The sequence below is a fragment of the Streptomyces cyaneofuscatus genome, assembly GCF_033109485.1.
In the GTDB taxonomy this organism is placed as follows: domain Bacteria; phylum Actinomycetota; class Actinomycetes; order Streptomycetales; family Streptomycetaceae; genus Streptomyces; species Streptomyces cyaneofuscatus.
Genome location: NZ_CP137002.1, coordinates 1,000,916 through 1,020,224 on the forward strand (window position 1 = coordinate 1,000,916; position 19,309 = coordinate 1,020,224).

The window sequence follows — 19,309 nt, forward strand, 5'->3', positions numbered from 1 at the left end:
GCGTCACCGGAGACGGGAGTGACCCCGGTGACGCGAGTCATGTCGTGTACACGTGGTGGACGGTAGACCTGTTCGTCCGGGACGGAAAGCCCTTGTGCAAGGGTTGGGCCGAACTTCTGCTTCCGCCAGGACAAAGGGAGATTCCGGGCAGGGCGAGGCAGCCCCGGGCACCTCAGGGAGCACCCGGGACCGCTCTGCCGCAGGCCTTACTCGCCGCCGCCGAAGGCCGCGTCGAAGGAGGCCGACGGCGGGTCGAAGTCGAACCGCTTGAGGCTGGCAAGCGCTTCCGGAGCGCCGTGCAGCCGGTCCATGCCCGCGTCCTCCCACTCCACGGAGACCGGGCCCTCGTAGCCGATGGACCGGAGCATCCGGAACACGTCCTCCCAGGGCACGTCACCGTGTCCGGCGGAGACGAAGTCCCAGCCGCGCCGGGGGTCGCCCCACGGCAGGTGCGAGCCGAGGCGGCCGTTGCGGCCGTCGAGGCGCTTGCGGGCCTCCTTGCAGTCCACGTGGTAGATCCGGTCCCGGAAGTCGTAGAGGAAGCCCACCGGGTCGAGGTCCTGCCAGACGAAGTGGCTCGGGTCGAAGTTCAGCCCGAACGCGGGCCGGTGGTCGACGGCTTCCAGGGCGCGCTTGGTGGTCCAGTAGTCGTACGCGATCTCGCTCGGGTGCACCTCGTGGGCGAAGCGCACCCCCTCCGCGTCGAAGACGTCCAGGATCGGGTTCCAGCGCTCGGCGAAGTCCTCGTAGCCCCGCTCGATCATGTGCGGCGGGACCGGCGGGAACATCGCGACCAGGTGCCAGATCGAGGAGCCGGTGAACCCGATGACCGTGTCGACACCGAAGGCGGCGGCCGCGCGTGCGGTGTCCGCGATCTCGGCGGCGGCCCGCTGCCGTACACCTTCGGGCTCGCCGTCGCCCCAGATGCGGGCGGGCAGGATGCCCTGGTGGCGCTCGTCGATCGGGTTGTCACAGACGGCCTGGCCGACCAGGTGGTTGGAGATGGCGAAGCACTTCAGCCCGTACCTGTCGAGCAGTTGGTGCCTGCTGTCCAGATAGCCGGGGTTGGCGAGCGCCTTGTCGACCTCGAAGTGGTCTCCCCAGCAGGCGAGTTCGAGACCGTCGTAACCGAAGTCCCGGGCGTGCTTGCACACCTCCTCCAGCGGGAGGTCGGCCCACTGGCCGGTGAACAGGGTGAAGGGGCGGGGCATGGGGGCGACTGCCTCCTAGGACGACGGGACAGAGGTGTGTACGGAGTTCTTGGCGGCGCTCTCCTCGACGGCGGCGAGCACCCGCTGGACCTGGAGGCCGTCCGCGAACGAGGGCCGGGGCGGGAGGCCTTCGGCGATCGTGCGGACCACGTCACGGGCCTGGTGGACGAAGGTGTGCTCGTACCCGAGGGCGTGGCCCGGCGGCCACCAGGCCTCCAGGTAGGGGTGTTCGGGTTCGGTGACCAGGATGCGGCGGAAGCCGGCGGTGGCGGCGGGCTCGGTGTGGTCGTGGAAGGACAGCTCGTTGAGCCGCTCCAGGTCGAACGCGAGCGAGCCCAGCTCCCCGTTGATCTCCAGCCGCAGCGCGTTCTTGCGTCCGGCCGCCATCCGGGTCGCCTCGAAGGAGGCCAGCGCCCCGGAGGCGAGGCGGCCGGTGAAGATCGCCGCGTCGTCCACCGTCACCTCACCCCGCGCCACCGCGTCGGCGCCGCCGGAGAGCCCGGCCGACGCTCCGGAGAGCAGGGGCCGCTCCCGTACGAAGGTCTCACTCACCGCCGACACCCCGGTCAGCAGCTCCCCCGCCAGGTACTGGGCGAGGTCGACGATGTGCGCCCCCAGGTCGCCCAGCGCACCCGATCCGGCGTGTTCGCGCTTGAGGCGCCAGGTGAGCGGGGAGGCCGGGTCGACCAGCCAGTCCTGGAGGTAGCTGGCGCGTACGTGGCGCAGGGCGCCGAGGCGGCCGTCCGCGATCAGCTGCCGCGCGTACGTGATGGCGGGCACCTTGCGGTAGTTGAAGCCCACCATCGCCACCTGGCCCCGGGCCTGGGCCGCCTCGGCGGCGCGGACCATCGCCTCCGCCTCGGCGACCGTGTTGGCGAGCGGCTTCTCGCACAGCACGTGCTTGCCCGCCTCCAGGGCGGCGATGGCGATCTCCGCATGGCTGTCGCCGGGCGTGCAGATGTCGATCAGCTGCACGTCGTCCCGGGCGATCAACGCCCGCCAGTCGGTCTCCGCGGCCGCCCAGCCGTGCCGGGCGGCGGCGGCGTCGACCGCCGCACGGTCGCGTCCGCAGATCGCGGCGAGAGCCGGCCGCACCGGCAGGTCGAAGACGTGTCCCGCGGTGCGCCACCCCTGGGAGTGGGCGGCGCCCATGAACGCGTACCCGACCATGCCGACCCCGAGCGTCCCTCGCCCCGGCTGCGGGGGCGGTGTCGCGGTCACGGTCGCGGTCTGCGGTTCCGTCTCCTGCTCTTGACTACGGGCCATGCGGACTTCCTCCTCGTCGGTGTGCGGTAACGGGCCGGGGGACGCGCTCGCCGCGCCCCCCGGAGACCCGGTCAGTTGAAGCCCGTCGGCAGGTACTGGTCGATGTTGTCCTTGGTCACGACCGCGGAGTACAGGGTCAGGGAGGTCGGGATCTCCATCTCGGAGAGGCCGCTGATGCCCTTGGACTGGCCGAGCGCGCGCGCCAGGTCGATCGCGGAGGCGGCCATCGTCGGCGGGTAGAGGACGGTCGCCTTGATGACCGAGTTGTCGGCCTTGATGGCGTCCATCGCGGACTTGGCGCCGGCGCCGCCGACCATGATGAACTCGTCGCGGCCCGCCTGCTGGATGGCGCGGAGCGCACCCACACCCTGGTCGTCGTCGTGGTTCCACAGGGCGTCGAACTGCTTCTGCGCCTGGAGGAGTTGGGCCATCTTCGCCTGGCCCGACTCGACGGTGAACTCGGCGGCCTGACGGGCCACCAACTTGATGTTGGGGTAGTTCTTGAGCGCGTCGGCGAAGCCCTGGCTGCGCTGCTTGGTCAGCTCCAGGTTGTCGATGCCGGCGAGCTCGACGACCTTGGCGTTCGCCTTGCCCTTGAGCTGTTCGCCGATGTAGTGACCGGCGTTGAGGCCCATGCCGTAGTTGTCGCCGCCGACCCAGCAGCGGTACGCCTGCGGGGAGGCGAAGATGCGGTCCAGGTTGACGACGGGGATGCCCGCCTTCATCGCCTCCAGGCCGACCTGGGTGAGCGCCTTGCCGTCGGCGGGGAGGATGACGAGGACGTCGACCTTCTTGTTGATCAGGGTCTTGACCTGCCCGATCTGGGCGGCGGTGTCGTTGGAGCCCTCGGTGATCTCCAGCGTCACCTCGCTGTACTTCTCCGCCCGCGACTTGGCGTTCACGTTGATGGCGTTGAGCCAGCCGTGGTCGGCCTGCGGTCCGGCGAAGCCGATGGTGACGGGCTTGCCGGGCTTGTCGTCGGCGGCGGGCTGGCTGTTGCCGGCCGGCTGCGCGCTCTTCGGCTCGTTGCTGGTGCAGGCGGTGAGGAGGGCGCCCGTGGAGACGGCGGCGGCTCCGAACAGCAGCCCTCTGCGGCTGGTTTCTGGCATGGCGGTCTGACCCTTCATCCGGTGGGTGGCGTGCGAAGTGCGGCTCTCGGTAAGGCGGTAAGGCGGTTGGTCAGGTGTCGGCCCCGCGCAGGGTGCGGCGCTGGACGAGGACGGCGGCGACGATGATGGCGCCCTTGGCGATCTGCTGGACGTCGCTCTGGAGGTTGTTGAGCGCGAAGATGTTGGTGATGGTGGTGAAGATCAGGACGCCGAGGACGGAGCCGACGATGGTGCCGCGGCCGCCGCTGAGCAGGGTGCCGCCGATGATCGCGGCGGCGATGGCGTCGAGCTCGTACAGGTTGCCGTTGGTGTTCTGGCCGGAGCCGGAGAGCACGATCAGCATGAAGGCGGCGATGCCGCAGCAGAGCCCGGAGAGCAGGTAGAGGTAGAGGCGCTGGCGGCGGACGTCGATCCCGGCGAGCCGGGCCGCCTCCGCGTTGCCGCCGACGGCGACCGTGCGGCGGCCGAAGGTGGTCCGGTTGAGGATCAGCCAGCCGATGACCGTGACGGCGGCGAACATCATGACCAGGGGCGGGATGCCGAGGAAGTAGGAGTCCGGCAGGCCGAGACTGAGCACCGAGTCGACGGTGACGATCTGCGTCTTGCCGTCGGTGATCATGAGGGCGAGGCCGCGCGCCGAGGCGAGCATGGCGAGTGTCGCGATGAACGGGACCATCCCGCCGTACGCGATGAGGACGCCGTTCACCAGTCCGGCGGCGAGGCCGACGACCACGGCGGTGAAGGCGATGCCCGCGAAGCCGTACTCCTGGGTGGCGAGCGTCGTCGCCCAGACGGAGGCGAGGGCGACCATCGCCCCGACGGAGAGGTCGATACCGCCGCTGGTGATGACGAAGGTCATGCCGACGGTGACGACCCCGATGACGGAGGCCTGCGTCAGGATCAGCTGGAGGTTCCCGGTGTCCAGGAACGCGTCCGGTTCGGTGATGCCGCCGACCAGGACGAGCGCGGCGAGGACACCGAGCAGGGACAGGATCCGGACGTCGAGCCGCAGCCCGAGGCCGGGCTTCCGGCCGCCGGTCTTCACCGGGGGCGTGTCGGCGGGGCCGGTGAGGGCCCCCTTGTCCGGCCCGTTGTGCTGCGCCGACGGGGCGGGCTGTGTCATGGCGTCGGGCTCCCTTCCATCACGAGGTCGAGTACGCGGTGCTCGTCGAGCTCCTGGGCGGGGGCCGTGTGGACGACCTGTCCCTCCCGGAGCACCAGCACCCGGTCGGCGAGGCCCAGGACTTCGGGCACTTCGCTGGAGACGAGCAGGACGGCGAGGCCTTCGTCGGCCAGCCGGCGGATCACGGCGTAGAGCTCGGCGCGGGCGCCGACGTCGACGCCGCGGGTGGGTTCGTCGAGCAGCAGGACCCGGCAGCCGCGCAGCAGCCAGCGGGCGAGGACGGCCTTCTGCTGGTTGCCGCCGGAGAGGGTGCGGATCGGTGTGTCCGGGTTGTCCGGCCGCAGGGAGAGTTCGCGGGTGGCCTTCTGTGCGGACCGCCGCTCGCCGCCCCGGTCGATCCAGCCCACCCGGGCGAACCGGGAAAGGGAGGAGACGGAGACGTTACGGGTCACGGACTCGGTCATCAGCAGGGCCTGGGCCTTGCGCTCCTCGGGGGCGAGGCCGATCCCGGCGGCGACGGCGGCGCGGACGCTGCCGGGCCTGAGCTGCTTGCCGCCGACGGTGACGGTCCCGGTGCTCGCCTTGCGGGCGCCGTAGATCGTCTCCAGGATCTCCGAGCGGCCGGAGCCGACGAGACCGGCGAGGCCGACGATCTCGCCGGGCCGCAGTTCGAGGTCCACAGGTGCGAACTCGCCCTCGCGGGAAAGGTTTTGGACCCTCAGGACGGGCTCGGTGGTGTTGGCGGAGGGATCATCCGGGCGCGGCGGGAAGACGTACTCGACATCGCGGCCGGTCATCATGGCAACGATGTCGCGTGTCGGGGTGTCGGCGGCGGGGAGCCCGACCGCGACCGCCCGGCCGTCCTTCAGCACGGTGACCCGGTCGCCGATGCGGCGGATCTCCTCCAGCCGGTGCGAGATGTAGACGACGGCGACCCCGTCGGCGGTCAGGCTGTCGACGATCCGGAAGAGGTTGTCGACCTCGTCGGGGTCGAGCGCGGCGGAGGGCTCGTCCATCACGATGAGCCGTACGTCGTGGGAGAGCGCCCGCGCCATGGAGACGATCTGCTGCTGGGCGGCGGAGAGGGAGCCGACCGGCCGGGCGGGGTCGATCTCCGGGTGGCCGAGCCGGGCCAGCAGCGCTTTCGCCGCGAGACGCCCCTCCCCTGTACGGACGATGAAGCCCGCACTGGTCGGCTCATGGCCGAGAAAGACGTTCTCGGCGACCGACAGCCCCTCCACCAGGTCGAGTTCCTGGTAGATCGTGGCAATTCCCAGGCGCATGGCGGCGATCGGGGACTTGAGGCGCACGGGCTCGCCGCGCCAGGTGATCTCGCCGTCGTCGGGCTGGTGGGCCCCGGCGAGCACTTTGATGAGGGTGGACTTGCCCGCGCCGTTCTGGCCGAGGAGGCAGTGGACCTCGCCAGCCTGGACCTCCAGGTCGACGCCGTCCAGGGCGCGTACGCCGGGGAAGGACTTGGTGATGCCGGACATGGTGAGCAGGGGTGGTTCTGGTGCCATGACGAATTCCCCTCGGCGAATGGGGTCTCCCCCGGCCCCGGCGGGTGCCGGGCGTGCGGGGAGGGCCGGTGAGCGGGCAGGGCGCAGGGCTGGAGGTGCCGTGGAGCCGGCGGCATCGCGAGCGGCTGCTGACAGGGGGTACGTACGTGAGGCGTACCTGACCAGTGCGGTGGTGCGTACGGAACGGGCGAGGTCGTGCGTACGGGGCCGGCTGCGGCGCGGGCGCCGCTCACCGGTCCCGTGGTCAGGCCGGTGAGAAGAGGTGGTCGCTGATGAGGCGGGCCGCGCCGATCACTCCGGCGGTGGGGCCCAGCTCGCCCAGCACGATGGGGAGGTTGCCGGTGGCCAGGGGAAGGGACTGGCGGTAGACCTGGGTGCGGACACTGGCGAGGAGGTTGTGACCGAGGCCGGTGACCCCGCCGCCGATCACCACCAGACCGGGATTGAAGAAGCTGACCAGGCTCGCGATGACCTGGCCGAGCCGGTTGCCGCCTTCGCGGATCAGGTCGAGCGCCGCCGCGTCCCCGGCCGCCGCGGCGGCGGCCACATCGGCGGCGGTGAGGCGTCCGGCCGCCTCCAGCCGGACCGCGAGCTCGGGTGAGCGGCCCTCACGGGCGGCGTCCTCCGCGTCGCGGGCCAGGGCGGCCCCGCTGAAGTGGGCTTCCAGGCAGCCCTTGTTGCCGCAGGCGCAGGCCCGGCCGTCCGGCTCCACCTGGATGTGCCCGATGTCCCCGGCGCTGCCCGTCGTCCCCCGATAGACCTCACCGCCGACGACGATGCCGCAGCCGATACCCGTACCGATCTTGACGCACAGGAAGTCGCCCACGGAGCGGGCGACGCCCGCGTGCTGCTCCCCCATCGCCATGAGGTTCACGTCGTTGTCGACCATGACGGGGCAGCCCAGATCCTGACTGAGCGCCTCGCGGACCGGGAACCCGTCCCAGCCGGGCATGATCGGCGGCGCGACCGGCACGCCGTCGGGGAAGCGGACAGGGCCGGGGACCCCGATGCCCGCGCCGTCGAAGCCCTCGGCGAGGCCGGAGGCCCGGAGCTTGGCCGCCATCGCCAGAACCTGCTCGAAGACCGCGACCGGACCCTCGCGCACGTCCATCGGCTGGTTCAGGTGGCCCAGGACCTCCAACTCCGCGTTGGTGACGGCCACATCGATGGAGGTGGCGCCGATGTCGACCCCGAGGAAGCGCAGTTCGGGGGCGAGCCGGATGTTGTGCGAGCGGCGCCCGCCACGGGATGCGGCGAGCCCGTCGGCCACGACCAGGCCGGTCTCCAGCAGCCGGTCCACCTCGACGGCGAGCTTGGAGCGCGAGAGGTCGACCTGGTCACCCAGCTGGGCACGGGAGTTGGGGCCCCCGTCGCGCAGCAGCCGGAGCAACCGCGCCTGATGCGCGTTCGCGGGTCGTGCCGTCATACGTCTCACGCGTCCCTCCCCGCCACATCCGGCCAGTCCGTCGGGCTTTCGAGGGGAACGTAGCAGCGCTTTCCCGGAGTGGGAAGAAGTTGCGCAGGAATCGGCCCCAACTTTCTCCACACTCAGGACAAAGCTTGCGTGGCCGTGTTCCGGGGCCGTGTTCAGGGCCCGTGTTCAGGGGCTGTGTTCAGGGGCAGCGGATGACCTGTCCGGCGTACGAGAGGTTCCCGCCGAAGCCGAAGAGCAGCACGGGCGCACCGGAGGCGATCTCGCCGCGCTCCACGAGCTTGGAGAGCGCCATCGGGATGGAGGCGGCGGAGGTGTTGCCGGAGTCGACCACGTCCCGCGCGATGACCGCGTTGACGGCGCCGATCTTCCGGGCCACCGGCTCGATGATCCGCAGGTTGGCCTGGTGCAGGACGACGGCGGCCAGGTCCTCCGGGGCGATGCCCGCCTTCTCGCAGACCTTGCGGGCGATGGGGGGCAGCTGGGTGGTGGCCCAGCGGTAGACGGACTGGCCCTCCTGCGCGAAGCGCGGCGGCGTCCCCTCGATCCGTACGGCGTTGCCCATCTCAGGCACCGATCCCCACAGCACCGGACCGATCCCGGGGCCGCCCGGGGTGCCGGGGGCGGACGGGCTGTCGGAGGCGGACGGGTCGGCGGTGACGACGGCGGCGCCCGCGCCGTCACCGAGCAGGACGCAGGTGGTGCGGTCGGTCCAGTCGGCGATGTCACCCATCTTGTCGGCGCCGATGACCAGCGCCCGGGTCGCCGCACCGGCCCTGATCGTGTGGTCGGCGACGGCCAGGGCGTGCGTGAAGCCCGAGCAGACCACGTTGATGTCCATCACGGCGGGTGACCCCATGGAGAGCCGCGCCGCGACCCGCGCCGCCATGCTCGGGGAGCGGTCGATGGCGGTGGAGGTGGCCACCAGGACCAGGTCGATGTCGGAGGGCTGGAGGCCGGCGGCGGCCAGCGCCTTGGCACCGGCGTGTGCGGCCAGCTCGTCGACCGGCTCGTCGGGGCCGCCCACGTGCCGGGTCTTGATGCCGACCCGGCTCGTGATCCACTCGTCGCTCGTGTCGACCATGGCCGCCAGGTCGTCGTTGGTGAGCACCTTGGCGGGCTGATAGTGGCCGAGCGCCACGACACGTGAGCCGGTCATACGGGTTCCCATCGTTACGTAGGGCAGGAAACACCCAGTCTTGGTGGCTACCGTCCGGTACGGGGGCACGTGATCCCACAGGAAACCGGCCCACACGTTGGAGCATTGACAACAGCCTCACCTGCATGCTCCCCCCGACCGTCCGTTCGGGTGCCCGGCCCACGCGGCGGAGACGCCGTACCGCGTGTGCAGGACAATGACAGGGCCAGGCTCCGGCCCGACCCACGGCCGGCAGCTCCGCACACCGACAGAATCGGGTTCAGCCACATGGGACGGGTCACCGAGCGCCGCCGCACCCTCCGTATCCGGGACGGGGCCGTCTCCTCCCGCGCCGACACGCTCGTCGCGGAGGAGCCCCTGGAGATCCGGCTGAACGGAAAGCCGCTGGCCATCACGATGCGCACGCCCGGTGACGACTTCGCGCTCGCCGCCGGGTTCCTGGTGAGCGAGGGCGTGATCGCCGAGGGCGATGAGGTGCAGTCGATCGTCTACTGCGCCGGGGCGACCGCCGACGGCGTGAACACGTACAACGTGGTGGACGTGAAGCTCGCGCCCGGTGTCGTGGTCCCCGACATCACGCTGGAGCGGAACGTCTACACCACCTCCTCGTGCGGCCTGTGCGGCAAGGCCAGCCTGGACGCCGTACGCACCACCACCCGCCACCCCGTCGGTGACACTCCCCCGGTCCGCGTCACGCCCGAGTTGCTCTCCGCCCTCCCGGACCGGCTGCGCGCCGCACAGAAGGTGTTCGACCGGACCGGAGGCCTGCACGCGGCGGCGCTCTTCTCGGAGGAGGGCGAGCTGCTGGACGTACGGGAGGACGTGGGCCGGCACAACGCGGTGGACAAGCTGGTGGGCCGGGCGCTGACGGACGGGCGGCTGCCGCTGTCACGGTCGGTGCTGCTGGTCTCGGGGCGGGCCTCGTTCGAGCTGGCGCAGAAGGCGGTGATGGCCGGGATCCCGGTGCTCGCGGCGGTCTCGGCGCCGTCCTCGCTGGCGGTGGACCTGGCGGCGGAGAGCGGACTGACCCTGGTGGGGTTCCTGCGGGGGCCTTCGATGAACGTGTACGCGGGTGAGCACCGGATCGCGCTGGAGGCGGGGGTCCACTGAGCGGCGGGCGCGGCGGGGGTCGCCCGTCGGCTCACTCGCTCACTCACTCACCGGCGAAGGACAGCCCCTCGGCCGCCAGCGCCTCGCGCAGCACCCTGATGGCTTTCGGGCCGACCCCGTGCAGCGCCAGCACCTCCGCCGCCGTCACGTCCGCGAGCTGGGCGAGCCGGGTGTAGCCCGCGTGCCGCAGAGCGCTGCGGGCCGGGTTGCCCGCGCCGTGCGGGAAGTCGTCCTCGGGTTCGGCGGGCCGGTCGGCCATGGCGGTCCTCCAGGTCAGCGGCGGTCAGCGGCTATGACGTCACCGTAGCCGCCGGGTGTGACAACGGCCCGGCATCGGTCCCGGCCGGGTCCCGCACCGGCTCCGGGTCCCGCGAGCGCCGCTTGGCGATGACCGCGCAGACCATCAGCTGCATCTGGTGGAAGAGCATCAGCGGCAGCACGGCGAGGCTGGCGTGCGCCCCGAACAGCACGCTCGCCATCGGCAGCCCCGCCGCCAGGCTCTTCTTCGACCCGGCGAACTGGATGGCGATCCGGTCCTCCCGGCCGAAGCCGAGCCGCCGTGCCCCGTACCAGGTCAGCGCGAGCATCACGGCCAGCAGGACCGCCTCGGCCGCGAGCAGGGCGCCGAGCCGGGCCGGGGTGACCTGGCTCCAGATACCGGCGACCATCCCCTCGCTGAACGCGGTGTAGACGACCAGCAGGATCGAGCCGCGGTCCACCAGGCCGAGCACCTTCTTGTGCCGGGTCAGGAACCCGCCGACCCAGCGGCGCAGGAGCTGTCCGGCGAGGAACGGCACGAGCAGCTGGAGCACGATCTTCAGCAGCGAGTCCGCCGAGAACCCGCCGCCGGCCGAGCCGAGCAGGAGCGCGGCCAGCAGCGGCGTGAGGAAGATCCCGGTGAGGCTGGAGAAGGAGCCGGCACAGATCGCGGCGGGCACGTTGCCCCGGGCGATCGACGTGAACGCGATGGAGGACTGGATCGTCGACGGCACCAGGCACAGGAAGAGGAAGCCCGCCTGGAGCTCCGGCGTCAGGACGAACGGCACCAGCCCCTTGCTCGCCAGCCCCAGCAGCGGGAACACGAGGAACGTGCAGGCCAGGACGGTGAGGTGGAGCCGCCAGTGCTTCAGCCCGTCGAGCGCCTCGGCGGTGGAGAGCCGGGCCCCGTAGAGGAAGAAGAGCAGGGCGACCGCCCCGGTGGAGGCGCCGCCCGCCACGTCGGCGGCCATCCCGCGCGCGGGCAGCAGCGCGGCGAGGACGACCGTGCCGACCAGCGCCAGGATGTACGCGTCGACCGGCAGCCAGGACGGCAGGGTGAGGGTGCGGCGGCGGCTGCTCATGGGCTCCACGTGGTTCTTCGGCTCGCTGGTGGACCCCACCATCCTGCCCGCCGCCCGGCGATCGGGAATCCCTCACACCGCTCTGACTGCCATCACGGAACGCGATAAACCTCCGGGACCTGCTACGGCCACCCTCAGGAGCGGCTGGCGGTCGCGCAATCGTCGTCCTCGACCGTCGTGCCGTCACCCGTGTCGAGCGGCTTGCTGCGGTCGTACGGGTCGATCCGGCGGTCCTGGTCGGCGTGCTGGTCCTCGGCGGTGCCGAACGGCGGCTCGAAGTAGCCGGTCGGGGCGGAGCAGCCACCGTTGGTCATGTCGAGCGTGTAGGAGACGAGCGACATCGTGCCCGGTTCCGTGATGACCTCGGCCGGATCGTCCCAGCTCATCACCGTCTCGCGCCGCACGATCGTGCGGACGACCTCGCCGTCCTCTCCGCTGTCGGCAGCCGGGGTCACCGGGTACACGAAAGTGACGTCCGCCGTCACCTCGACCGCCCCGCGCTTCCCCTCGCGGTACGTGAGCCGGCCGCGCGTCTTGACCACGTCACCGACCGGCCGGGCCTGCTCCGGCCGGAAGCGGCTGAACAGGAGCAGGGGATCGGTCGTGTCCGTGGGCGTCTTCGACGAAAGGGCGGTACGGACGTACTCCTGGACATCCTTCTGGTGCGGGTTCAGCAACTCGATCGCCTCCGAGGGCCGATCGCCGCGCAGCACTCCCGGGTCGAGCCCCGCGGCCACCAGGAAGTCCCGGCTCTGCCGCAGCGCTCGCTCGACCTCAGCGGCCTTCATCCAGCCGGTCGCCCGGGCCGGCGGCACCGTGATCCCCGCCGCTCCGTCCGCCCAGCGCGCGGCGGGCGAGCCCCGGAAGGGTTCGGCGAGGGTGGGGCGTCGATCCGGCTCCGCGCCGGGCGCTTCCCCCGGGCGTTCCGACTCGGCCGCCAGCGGCGTTCCGTCCTGGGCGCTGTCATCGCCGACGAACCAACCGACCACCTGCTGCGGGAAGAGCGCCACGACCAGGAGGGCAACGGCCGCCACCATGCCGGTCACGTACCGCCCGGTCCTGCGCCGGGGCCGGGCCGGTGTGTACGTACGCCAGCCCTCGGCCGGTCCGGGATTCTCCCGCAGCCGCCGTTCCACCTCACGGGCACGCGCCGACGGCTCAACCGGGGCCCCGGCCGCACTCGTCACCGATTCCTGGAGGAACCGCTCCCACTCCTCGTCGGACACGGACGACCCGTCCTGCCCGCCCTGTCCCCCGGCCCCGTTCACTCCGCACTCCCGTTTCCCGCGTATGCATGTATGCGCGTAGGTGTGTCTTCGCCGACGTCCGACGGCCCGATCCCCCCGGCCGTCCCGTCAGTTGACTGACATCAGCTCACCAAGAGCCGCCCGCATGATCGCATATGCATACCCCCGTCCCGCCGGCCGGTGGGCCGGCTGCCGGGCCGCGCGCCGACCGCCGACGCGGGCGTGACAGGTGGCGGCAGAACCTAACGTGGGACCGTGGACACCTCCTACGACCCCGCCCAGCTCCGTACCTTCCTCGCCGTGGCCCAGACGTTGAGCTTCACCCAGGCCGCCCGCCGCCTCGGGATCCGGCAGTCCACCGTCAGCCAGCACGTCCGGCGGCTGGAGGAGGCGACCGGGCGGCAGCTGTTCGCCCGGGACACCCACCGGGTCGACCTGACCGAGGACGGCGAGGCCATGCTCGGCTTCGCCCGGACCATCCTCACGGCGCACGAACGGGCGGCTGCATTCTTCGCGGGCACCCGGCTGCGCGGCCGGCTCCGCTTCGGGGCCTGTGAGGACTTCGTGTTGACCCGGCTGCCGGAGATCCTGGAGTCCTTCCGGCGCGACCACCCGGAGGTCGAACTGGAACTCACCGTGGAGCTGTCCGGGACCCTGCACCGGCAGCTGGAGGCGGGAAGGCTCGATCTGGTTCTGGCCAAGCGGAGGACGGGCGACACGCACGGCGAGCTGGTGTGGCAGGACGCGCTGGACTGGATCGGCGCCCCGCAGCTGCGGATCGATCCGGAACGCCCGGTGCCGCTCATCGTCTTCCCGCCGCCGGGCATCACCCGGGCCCGCGCCCTGGAGGTGCTGGAGGAGCACGGGCGGGCCTGGCGGATCGCCTGTACGAGTACGAGCCTGAGCGCCCTGGTCGCGGCGGCGCGGGCGGGGCTGGGCGTGATGGTGCACTCGCGGGGACTGATCCCGCCGGGGCTCGTGCCGGTTCCGGCGCGGGCGGGGCTGCCGGAGCCGGGCGGCGTCGACTTCGTCCTGCTGCACGGGGACCGGCGGGGCGCGGTGCGGGAGGCGGCCGACGCGCTGGCGGCGGCCATCCTGGCGGGCGGAGACCGGCTGCACCGGGGTGGCGGAGGATGACCCGCACCGGCCGGCAGCGGCGCGTCACCCGGTGACCCGCACCGGCCGTAGCGGTGCGTGACCCGATGCCCCGCACCAACCGGCAGCGGCGCGCATATGCCCTCGTACCGCCAGAGACCGGGAGTGATCGCCTCGGTCGGATTCGGTGGAGATTTGGCCGCGAGCCGCTTACGCCTCCGTCAGAAGTACGCCCGAGCCTTGCCCATCTGGCCGGATTTCGACGGTTGACCTCGGTGGATGCCCTGCTTTACGCGGGGTTCGGACCCTCCCGCCGGGCCCCCGGTTGGGGTAGCGTCGCGGCGCTGTGCGGAGCGCCACGAGGAGCAGGTCATTGCGTGAATTCACTGTCCCACCCATGGCTGCGCCGCCTCAAGTCGGCGGTCTGGCCGACGCGGTCTTCGACTACGCGGAGGACGATCCGCAGCGGGTCGCGCTCGGCCGCAAGGACGCGGGCGGACAGTGGCGGGATGTGACCTCGGAGGCGTTCCGCGACGAGGTGCTGGCCCTGGCGAAAGGGCTGATCGCGCACGGGATCCGGTTCGGGGACCGGGTCGCCCTGATGTCCCGTACGCGGTACGAGTGGACGCTCTTCGACTTCGCGATCTGGTCGGTCGGGGCCCAGTCGGTGCCCATCTACCCGACGTCCTCCGCCGAGCAGGTCCACTGGATGCTGCACGACGCCGAGGTGGTGGCGGTGATGGTCGAGCACGAGGACCACGCGATGACCGTCGGCTCGGTGATCGACCGGCTGCCGCACCTCAAGCGGCTCTGGCAGCTGGACGCCGGTGCGGTGGACGAACTGGTCGGCGCGGGCGGGATGGTCGACGACGAGGTGGTGCACCGGCACCGGCGCGCGGTGACGCCCGAGTCCGTGGCGACGGTGATCTACACCTCGGGCACGACGGGCCGCCCCAAGGGCTGTGTGATCACGCACGCGAGCTTCATGTTCGAGAGCGACACGATGGTCGCCCGCTGGGAGCCGGTGTTCCACTCCAAGCCCGGCGACGAGGCGGCCACCCTGCTCTTCCTCCCGCTGGCGCACGTCTTCGGCCGGATGGTGGAGATCGCGGCGGTACGGGGACGGGTCAAACTCGGCCATCAGCCCGAGCTGTCGGCGAACGCCCTGATGCCGGACCTGGTGACGTTCCGGCCCACCTTCATCCTGGCGGTGCCGTACATCTTCGAGAAGGTCTTCAACGGCGCTCGGCGCAAGGCCGAGGCGGAGGGCAGGGCCGGGCCGTTCGACAAGGCCGTGGACATCGCGGTCAAGTACGCCGAGGCGCTGGAGCAGAAGGCCTTCGGCCTCGGCCCCGGGCCGTCGGCCGGACTGCGGGTGCAGCACCAGTTCTTCGACAAGGTCGTCTACAAGAAGGTCCGCGACGCGATGGGCGGCCGGGTGCGCCACGCGATGTCGGGCGGCTCGGGCATGAACCGCCGGCTCGGCCTGTTCTTCGCGGGCGCCGGGGTGACCGTCTTCGAGGGGTACGGGCTGACCGAGTCCACCGCGGCGGCGACCGCCAACCCGCCCGAGCGCACCCGGTACGGCACGGTCGGGCTGCCCATCCCCGGGACGTCCGTGCACATCGCGGACGACGGCGAGGTGTGGGTGCACGGCCCCAACGTCTTCTCCGGCTATCTGAACAATCCGGCGGCGACCCGGGCCACGCTTGAGGACGGCTGGCTGGCCACCGGGGACCTCGGTTCGCTGGACGAGGACGGCTATCTGACGATCACCGGGCGGAAGAAGGAGATCCTGGTGACGTCCGGCGGCAAGAGCGTCTCGCCGGCCGGCCTGGAGGAGCGGGTGCGGGCCCATCCGCTGGTCGCCCAGTGCATCGTCGTCGGCAACGACCGCCCGTACATCGCGGCCCTGGTCACCGTCGACCAGGAGTCCGTCGACCACTGGCTCACCATGCAGGGCCGTACGCCGCTCGCCCCCGCCGAGCTGGTGCGCGACCCGGACCTGGAGATGGAGGTCCGGCGGGCGGTGGTGGCCGCCAACACGGCGGTGTCGCAGGCCGAGTCGATCCGTACGTTCCGGATCCTGGCCCACCCGTTCACCGAGGAGCACGGACTGCTGACGCCCTCGCTGAAGCTGAAGCGCAAGGCGATCGAGACGGCGTACGGGATCGAGGTCGACGCGCTCTACCACTGACCGCGCCCGCCTCTCTGCCCCTGACCGCGCCCGCCGATTCTGGATCATGGGGCGGGAATGCCTGGGCGCGCCCGTTCGTTGTCCCCGGGAGTACCAACCGACAACGTTAGGATCGACCGCTCGTGAGCCAGGTCCCCTCCATCACCCTCAACAACGGCCTCGAAATGCCGCAGCTCGGTTTCGGTGTCTGGCAGGTGCCGGACGACGAGGCGGCGAAGGCGGTCGCGAAGGCCATCGAGTCCGGGTACCGGTCCATCGACACCGCCGCGATCTACAAGAACGAGAAGGGCACCGGCCGGGCCATCGCCGCCTCCGGTGTCCCCCGTGACGAGCTCTTCGTCACCACGAAGCTGTGGAACAGCGAGCAGGGGTACGACAGCACGCTGCGCGCCTTCGACGCCTCGCTGGACCAGCTCGGCCTGGACTACGTCGACCTGTATCTCATCCACTGGCCGGTCCCGGCCAAGGACGCGTACGCCGACACCTACCGGGCGTTCGAGAAGATCTACGCCGACGGCCGCGCCAAGGCGATCGGTGTGTCGAACTTCCACCCCGAGCACCTGAAGCGGCTGCTGGCCGAGACCTCCGTGGTCCCCGTCCTCAACCAGATCGAGCTGCACCCCCAGCTCCAGCAGGCCGAGGCCCGCGCCTTCCACGCCGAGCACTCCATCGCCACCGAGGCCTGGTCGCCGCTGGGCCAGGGCAAGGGCCTGCTTGAGGTGCCCACGGTCGTGGCCATCGCCCAGAAGCACGGCCGCACCCCCGCCCAGGCCGTCCTGCGCTGGCACCTGCAGACCGGCAACATCGTGATCCCGAAGTCCGTGACCCCGTCGCGGATCGAGGAGAATCTCGATGTCTTCGGCTTCGAGCTGGACGCCGACGACCTCGCCGCGTTCGCGGCGCTGGACGAGGGCAAGCGGCTCGGCCCGGACCCGGCGGAGTTCAACCTCGGCGCCTGAGCCTCAGGTGCGTCCGGCGCCCCCACCGTCACGTCGGTGGGGGCGCCGTCGGTCGTCGACAGCCCGACGTTCGGGCGTTCGGGGGGAGAGAGCACGATGAGCAGCGAAGCGGCGCCCGTCGTCGAGGCGGGCACGTACCGCCTGCGCAATGTGGGCAGCGGCCTGGTGCTGGAGGTGTACGGCGCGGCCAAGGGCAGTGGCGCCCGGGTGCAGCAGGGCAAGGACGACGGGACGGCCGCCCAGCAGTGGCAGCTGTCCCCGGTGCACGAGGGCGCGGCCCTCTACCACCTGGTCAACGCGCACAGCGGGAAGCGGCTGGACGTGGCGAACGCCCACACGGAGAACGGCGTCCGCATCCAGCAGTGGAAGGCCAACAACTTCGGCGCCCAGGAGTGGCTGATCGAGCAGCATCTGGAGGCGCCGGGGACGGTGACGCTGGTGAGCTTCATCAGCGGACTCGCCATGGAGGTCGCCGACCGTTCGACCGAGGAGGGCGGGACGGTCCAGCAGTGGGAGGACACCGACTCCCCCTTCCAGTGGTGGCAGTTGGAGCCGGTGTCGTCCTGACCAAAGCCGAAAGTGTCAGTCGCGGCGGCCGAGGTGGACCGTGCGGGCGGTGAGCAGGTAGACGTCGGACCGGTGGTGGACCGCTGCCGGGTCCTCGGGGTCCAGCAGCCGTTCCAGTACGGCGCGGTCATCGGCGTCGAGCAGTTCACCGAGGACCTCGTGCTCCCGGGTCAGCTTGGCGATCACATGGTCGCGGGCGGGCGCGGAGAGCGGGGCGGGCAGGTCCAGCAGGAAGCTGCGCGTGCCCTGCGGGGTCAGTCCGACCGCCGCGATCAGGGCGCTCCAGTCCTCGGTCTCCCGCCTGGCGTCCGGGAGTTCGGCCCGCATCCGGTCGAACCGGGCGGCGAAGGCCGCGTCCAGCCGGGACTCCAGACCGGGTCGCCCGATGCCGAGGTCCCGGGGCAGCCGCCGGGTGGGGAGCCCGCCCTCCAGGAGCGCCACGGTCCCCCCGGGGCGCAGAAGACCGGCGAAGCCGGCGAGGGCGGCGCGCTGGTCGCCCATGTGGTGCAGGGAGTTGCCGGCCCAGATGAGGTCGGCCTCTCCCAATCGGTCGGCATCCTTGGGGAGTTCGGCTTCCAGGGTCCGTACGCGGTCGCTCAGGCCGAGGCGCCGGGCGCGGGCTTCCGTCCGCTCCAGGAGGGCGGGCGTGGGGTCCACGGCGACGACCTCCGCCTCGGGGAAGACCTCGGCCAGCAGGCAGGTGACGACGCCGGGGCCGCTGCCGATGTCCAGCACCCGGCGCACCTTCGGGGCGGTCGGCAGGGCGGCGATCCAGCGGGCCGCCTCCTCGTACGGGCCGCTGTTGAGTTCGGCCTCCTGCTCCAGCATCGGGCCCATGACGTCCCAGTCGAACTCGGTACCGGCGCCCGCGGCGCCTGATCCGTGGGTATGGCCGTGGAAGTGAGCGGGGGTGTGCGCGTCGTGGTGGCCGTGTCCGGCGTGGCTGCTCATGGCGCCACCCTCACCGGAGCTCAGCGTTCGGGCAAGTTCTGTTGCCGCTCCGGCAAGTTGCCGCGGTACTCCTGCGGGCTCACTCCCCGGACGCGCTTGAACGCCGTACTGAACGCGAAAGGGGCGCTGTAGCCGACCTTCCGGCCCACCGCCTCCACCGTGGCGTCGCTCTCCCGGAGCAGGTCGGCGGCGAGCGCGAGCCGCCAGCCGGTGAGGTACGCCATCGGGGGCTCGCCGACGAGTTCGGTGAAGCGGCGGGCGAGCCCGGCCCGCGACACCCCGGCGCGGGCGGCGAGCGAGGCGACGGTCCAGGGGTGCGCCGGGTCGTCCTGGAGGAACCGGAGCGCCGGCCCGACGACGGGGTCGCTCATGGCCCGGTACCAGGCGGGGGCCTCGGCGCCCGGCCGGGAGAACCAGCCGCGCAGCACGGCGATGAGCAGCAGGTCGAGCAGCCGGTCCAGGACGACGTGCTGCCCCGGCTCGTCCTGGGCGATCTCCGCGTCGAGCAGCCGCAGCAGCGGCCCGGTCCGCGCGTCGGCGGGGAGCCGGAGCAGCGGGGGCAGGGCGTCCAGCAGCCGGCGGCTGATCTCGCCGTCCATCAGGTAGGTGCCGACGAGGACCGCCGTGGCGCCGTGGGCGGCGTTGCCCCAGGTCCGTACCCCCAGCACCATCTCCTGGGAGAGCGGCTGCCCGTGCAAGGTGGTGCAGAGGCCGCCGGGGCCGACCAGGGCGTGCGGGCCGGTGCCGGGCGCGTCGGCGACGGTGTAGGGGTGGGGGCCGCGGACCACCGCGATGTCGCCGGGCACCAGGCGGACCGGCTCGGCCCCCTCCGGCGGGACGATCCAGGCCGCGCCCCGGGTCACCGACATCAGGCAGATCGGGGCGCGGTCGGCGACCCGTACCGCCCAGGGCGGCTCCATCACCATGCGCAGGAGGAAGGCGCCCCGAGCCCGCGGCCCGTCCAGGAGTCCGGCGAGAGCGTCCATGCCCGACAGCGTAGACGCAGGCGGAGGGAGCTGAGCT

The 19,309-nt window shown here is 71.8% G+C and carries 17 protein-coding genes; 5 read left to right on the forward strand and 12 right to left on the reverse strand.

The features are described from left to right. Positions 1–206: 206 nt before the first annotated feature. From R2B67_RS04105 to R2B67_RS04135, 7 genes are all read right to left on the reverse strand, one after another. The gene (locus tag R2B67_RS04105; protein ID WP_317816487.1) at positions 207–1,211 is read right to left on the reverse strand and encodes a sugar phosphate isomerase/epimerase family protein; all 1,005 of its coding nucleotides are present in this window, start codon (positions 1,209–1,211) and stop codon (positions 207–209) included. 15 nt (positions 1,212–1,226) lie between these two features. Beyond that, a complete protein-coding gene (locus tag R2B67_RS04110) occupies positions 1,227–2,477 on the reverse strand; it encodes a Gfo/Idh/MocA family protein (RefSeq protein WP_381074470.1) in 1,251 nt (416 codons plus the stop codon). A gap of 71 nt (positions 2,478–2,548) precedes the next feature. Next, positions 2,549–3,586, reverse strand: a complete 1,038-nt coding sequence (locus R2B67_RS04115; protein WP_026241719.1) for a substrate-binding domain-containing protein — start codon at positions 3,584–3,586, stop codon at positions 2,549–2,551. A 70-nt stretch (positions 3,587–3,656) separates the two neighbouring features. Then, a complete protein-coding gene (locus tag R2B67_RS04120; protein WP_109980315.1) occupies positions 3,657–4,709 on the reverse strand; it encodes an ABC transporter permease in 1,053 nt (350 codons plus the stop codon). After that, positions 4,706–6,229 carry a sugar ABC transporter ATP-binding protein gene (locus R2B67_RS04125; protein WP_317816488.1) on the reverse strand — a complete coding sequence of 508 codons (1,524 nt, stop codon included), beginning with the start codon at positions 6,227–6,229 and terminating at the stop codon, positions 4,706–4,708. The genes R2B67_RS04120 and R2B67_RS04125 overlap by 4 nt, the downstream gene beginning before the upstream one ends. 244 nt (positions 6,230–6,473) lie before the next feature. Next, positions 6,474–7,655, reverse strand: a complete 1,182-nt coding sequence (locus R2B67_RS04130) for an ROK family transcriptional regulator (RefSeq protein ID WP_317816489.1) — start codon at positions 7,653–7,655, stop codon at positions 6,474–6,476. Positions 7,656–7,842: 187 nt separating this feature from the next. Beyond that, complete coding sequence (locus tag R2B67_RS04135) at positions 7,843–8,820, reverse strand: beta-ketoacyl-ACP synthase III (protein ID WP_109980313.1); 978 nt, start codon at positions 8,818–8,820, stop codon at positions 7,843–7,845. Between the two features lie 267 nt (positions 8,821–9,087). On the opposite strand from R2B67_RS04135, the gene fdhD reads away from it, so the two are divergent. After that, positions 9,088–9,930 (forward strand): formate dehydrogenase accessory sulfurtransferase FdhD, encoded by an 843-nt coding sequence (gene fdhD, locus R2B67_RS04140; RefSeq protein ID WP_317816490.1) that lies wholly within the window; start codon positions 9,088–9,090, stop codon positions 9,928–9,930. Between the two features lie 43 nt (positions 9,931–9,973). Here fdhD and R2B67_RS04145 read toward each other — a convergent pair whose 3' ends face one another. The 3 genes from R2B67_RS04145 to R2B67_RS04155 form a co-directional block, all read right to left on the reverse strand. Continuing rightward, positions 9,974–10,189, reverse strand: a complete 216-nt coding sequence (locus R2B67_RS04145) for a helix-hairpin-helix domain-containing protein (RefSeq protein WP_317816491.1) — start codon at positions 10,187–10,189, stop codon at positions 9,974–9,976. Between the two features lie 31 nt (positions 10,190–10,220). Continuing rightward, the gene (locus tag R2B67_RS04150) at positions 10,221–11,270 is read right to left on the reverse strand and encodes a bile acid:sodium symporter family protein (protein WP_317816492.1); all 1,050 of its coding nucleotides are present in this window, start codon (positions 11,268–11,270) and stop codon (positions 10,221–10,223) included. 134 nt (positions 11,271–11,404) lie between these two features. Further along, positions 11,405–12,496 (reverse strand): hypothetical protein, encoded by a 1,092-nt coding sequence (locus tag R2B67_RS04155; protein ID WP_317816493.1) that lies wholly within the window; start codon positions 12,494–12,496, stop codon positions 11,405–11,407. A gap of 276 nt (positions 12,497–12,772) precedes the next feature. On the opposite strand from R2B67_RS04155, the gene R2B67_RS04160 reads away from it, so the two are divergent. The 4 genes from R2B67_RS04160 (at position 12,773) to R2B67_RS04175 (ending at position 17,335) form a co-directional block, all read left to right on the forward strand. Then, a complete protein-coding gene (locus R2B67_RS04160) occupies positions 12,773–13,654 on the forward strand; it encodes a LysR substrate-binding domain-containing protein (protein ID WP_317816494.1) in 882 nt (293 codons plus the stop codon). Positions 13,655–14,009: 355 nt separating this feature from the next. After that, entirely contained in the window at positions 14,010–15,809 is a 1,800-nt protein-coding gene (locus tag R2B67_RS04165) for an AMP-dependent synthetase/ligase (RefSeq protein WP_317816495.1), read from the forward strand. 122 nt (positions 15,810–15,931) lie between these two features. Continuing rightward, positions 15,932–16,768, forward strand: coding sequence for an aldo/keto reductase (locus tag R2B67_RS04170; protein WP_317816496.1), 837 nt, complete (start codon positions 15,932–15,934; stop codon positions 16,766–16,768). A gap of 96 nt (positions 16,769–16,864) precedes the next feature. Continuing rightward, positions 16,865–17,335 carry an RICIN domain-containing protein gene (locus R2B67_RS04175; protein WP_317816497.1) on the forward strand — a complete coding sequence of 157 codons (471 nt, stop codon included), beginning with the start codon at positions 16,865–16,867 and terminating at the stop codon, positions 17,333–17,335. A gap of 15 nt (positions 17,336–17,350) precedes the next feature. On the opposite strand, the gene R2B67_RS04180 is transcribed toward R2B67_RS04175, so the two are convergent. Together R2B67_RS04180 and R2B67_RS04185 are read right to left on the reverse strand one after the other, a co-directional pair. Continuing rightward, a complete protein-coding gene (locus R2B67_RS04180) occupies positions 17,351–18,286 on the reverse strand; it encodes a class I SAM-dependent methyltransferase (RefSeq protein ID WP_317816498.1) in 936 nt (311 codons plus the stop codon). 20 nt (positions 18,287–18,306) lie between these two features. Next, positions 18,307–19,272 carry an AraC family transcriptional regulator gene (locus R2B67_RS04185; protein WP_317816499.1) on the reverse strand — a complete coding sequence of 322 codons (966 nt, stop codon included), beginning with the start codon at positions 19,270–19,272 and terminating at the stop codon, positions 18,307–18,309. Positions 19,273–19,309: the final 37 nt, after the last annotated feature.

Excerpts from the sequence above, each read along its gene's own strand:
- R2B67_RS04105 (WP_317816487.1), bottom strand. The coding sequence starts at position 1,211 with ATGCCCCGCCCCTTCACCCTGTTCACCGGCCAGTGGGCCGACCTCCCG.
- R2B67_RS04110 (WP_381074470.1), bottom strand. The coding sequence starts at position 2,477 with ATGGCCCGTAGTCAAGAGCAGGAGACGGAACCGCAGACCGCGACCGTG.
- R2B67_RS04115 (WP_026241719.1), bottom strand. The coding sequence starts at position 3,586 with ATGCCAGAAACCAGCCGCAGAGGGCTGCTGTTCGGAGCCGCCGCCGTC.
- R2B67_RS04120 (WP_109980315.1), bottom strand. The coding sequence starts at position 4,709 with ATGACACAGCCCGCCCCGTCGGCGCAGCACAACGGGCCGGACAAGGGG.
- R2B67_RS04125 (WP_317816488.1), bottom strand. The coding sequence starts at position 6,229 with ATGGCACCAGAACCACCCCTGCTCACCATGTCCGGCATCACCAAGTCC.
- R2B67_RS04130 (WP_317816489.1), bottom strand. The coding sequence starts at position 7,655 with ATGACGGCACGACCCGCGAACGCGCATCAGGCGCGGTTGCTCCGGCTG.
- R2B67_RS04135 (WP_109980313.1), bottom strand. The coding sequence starts at position 8,820 with ATGACCGGCTCACGTGTCGTGGCGCTCGGCCACTATCAGCCCGCCAAG.
- fdhD (WP_317816490.1), top strand. The coding sequence starts at position 9,088 with ATGGGACGGGTCACCGAGCGCCGCCGCACCCTCCGTATCCGGGACGGG.
- R2B67_RS04145 (WP_317816491.1), bottom strand. The coding sequence starts at position 10,189 with ATGGCCGACCGGCCCGCCGAACCCGAGGACGACTTCCCGCACGGCGCG.
- R2B67_RS04150 (WP_317816492.1), bottom strand. The coding sequence starts at position 11,270 with ATGAGCAGCCGCCGCCGCACCCTCACCCTGCCGTCCTGGCTGCCGGTC.
- R2B67_RS04165 (WP_317816495.1), top strand. The coding sequence starts at position 14,010 with ATGGCTGCGCCGCCTCAAGTCGGCGGTCTGGCCGACGCGGTCTTCGAC.
- R2B67_RS04175 (WP_317816497.1), top strand. The coding sequence starts at position 16,865 with ATGAGCAGCGAAGCGGCGCCCGTCGTCGAGGCGGGCACGTACCGCCTG.
- R2B67_RS04180 (WP_317816498.1), bottom strand. The coding sequence starts at position 18,286 with ATGAGCAGCCACGCCGGACACGGCCACCACGACGCGCACACCCCCGCT.
- R2B67_RS04185 (WP_317816499.1), bottom strand. The coding sequence starts at position 19,272 with ATGGACGCTCTCGCCGGACTCCTGGACGGGCCGCGGGCTCGGGGCGCC.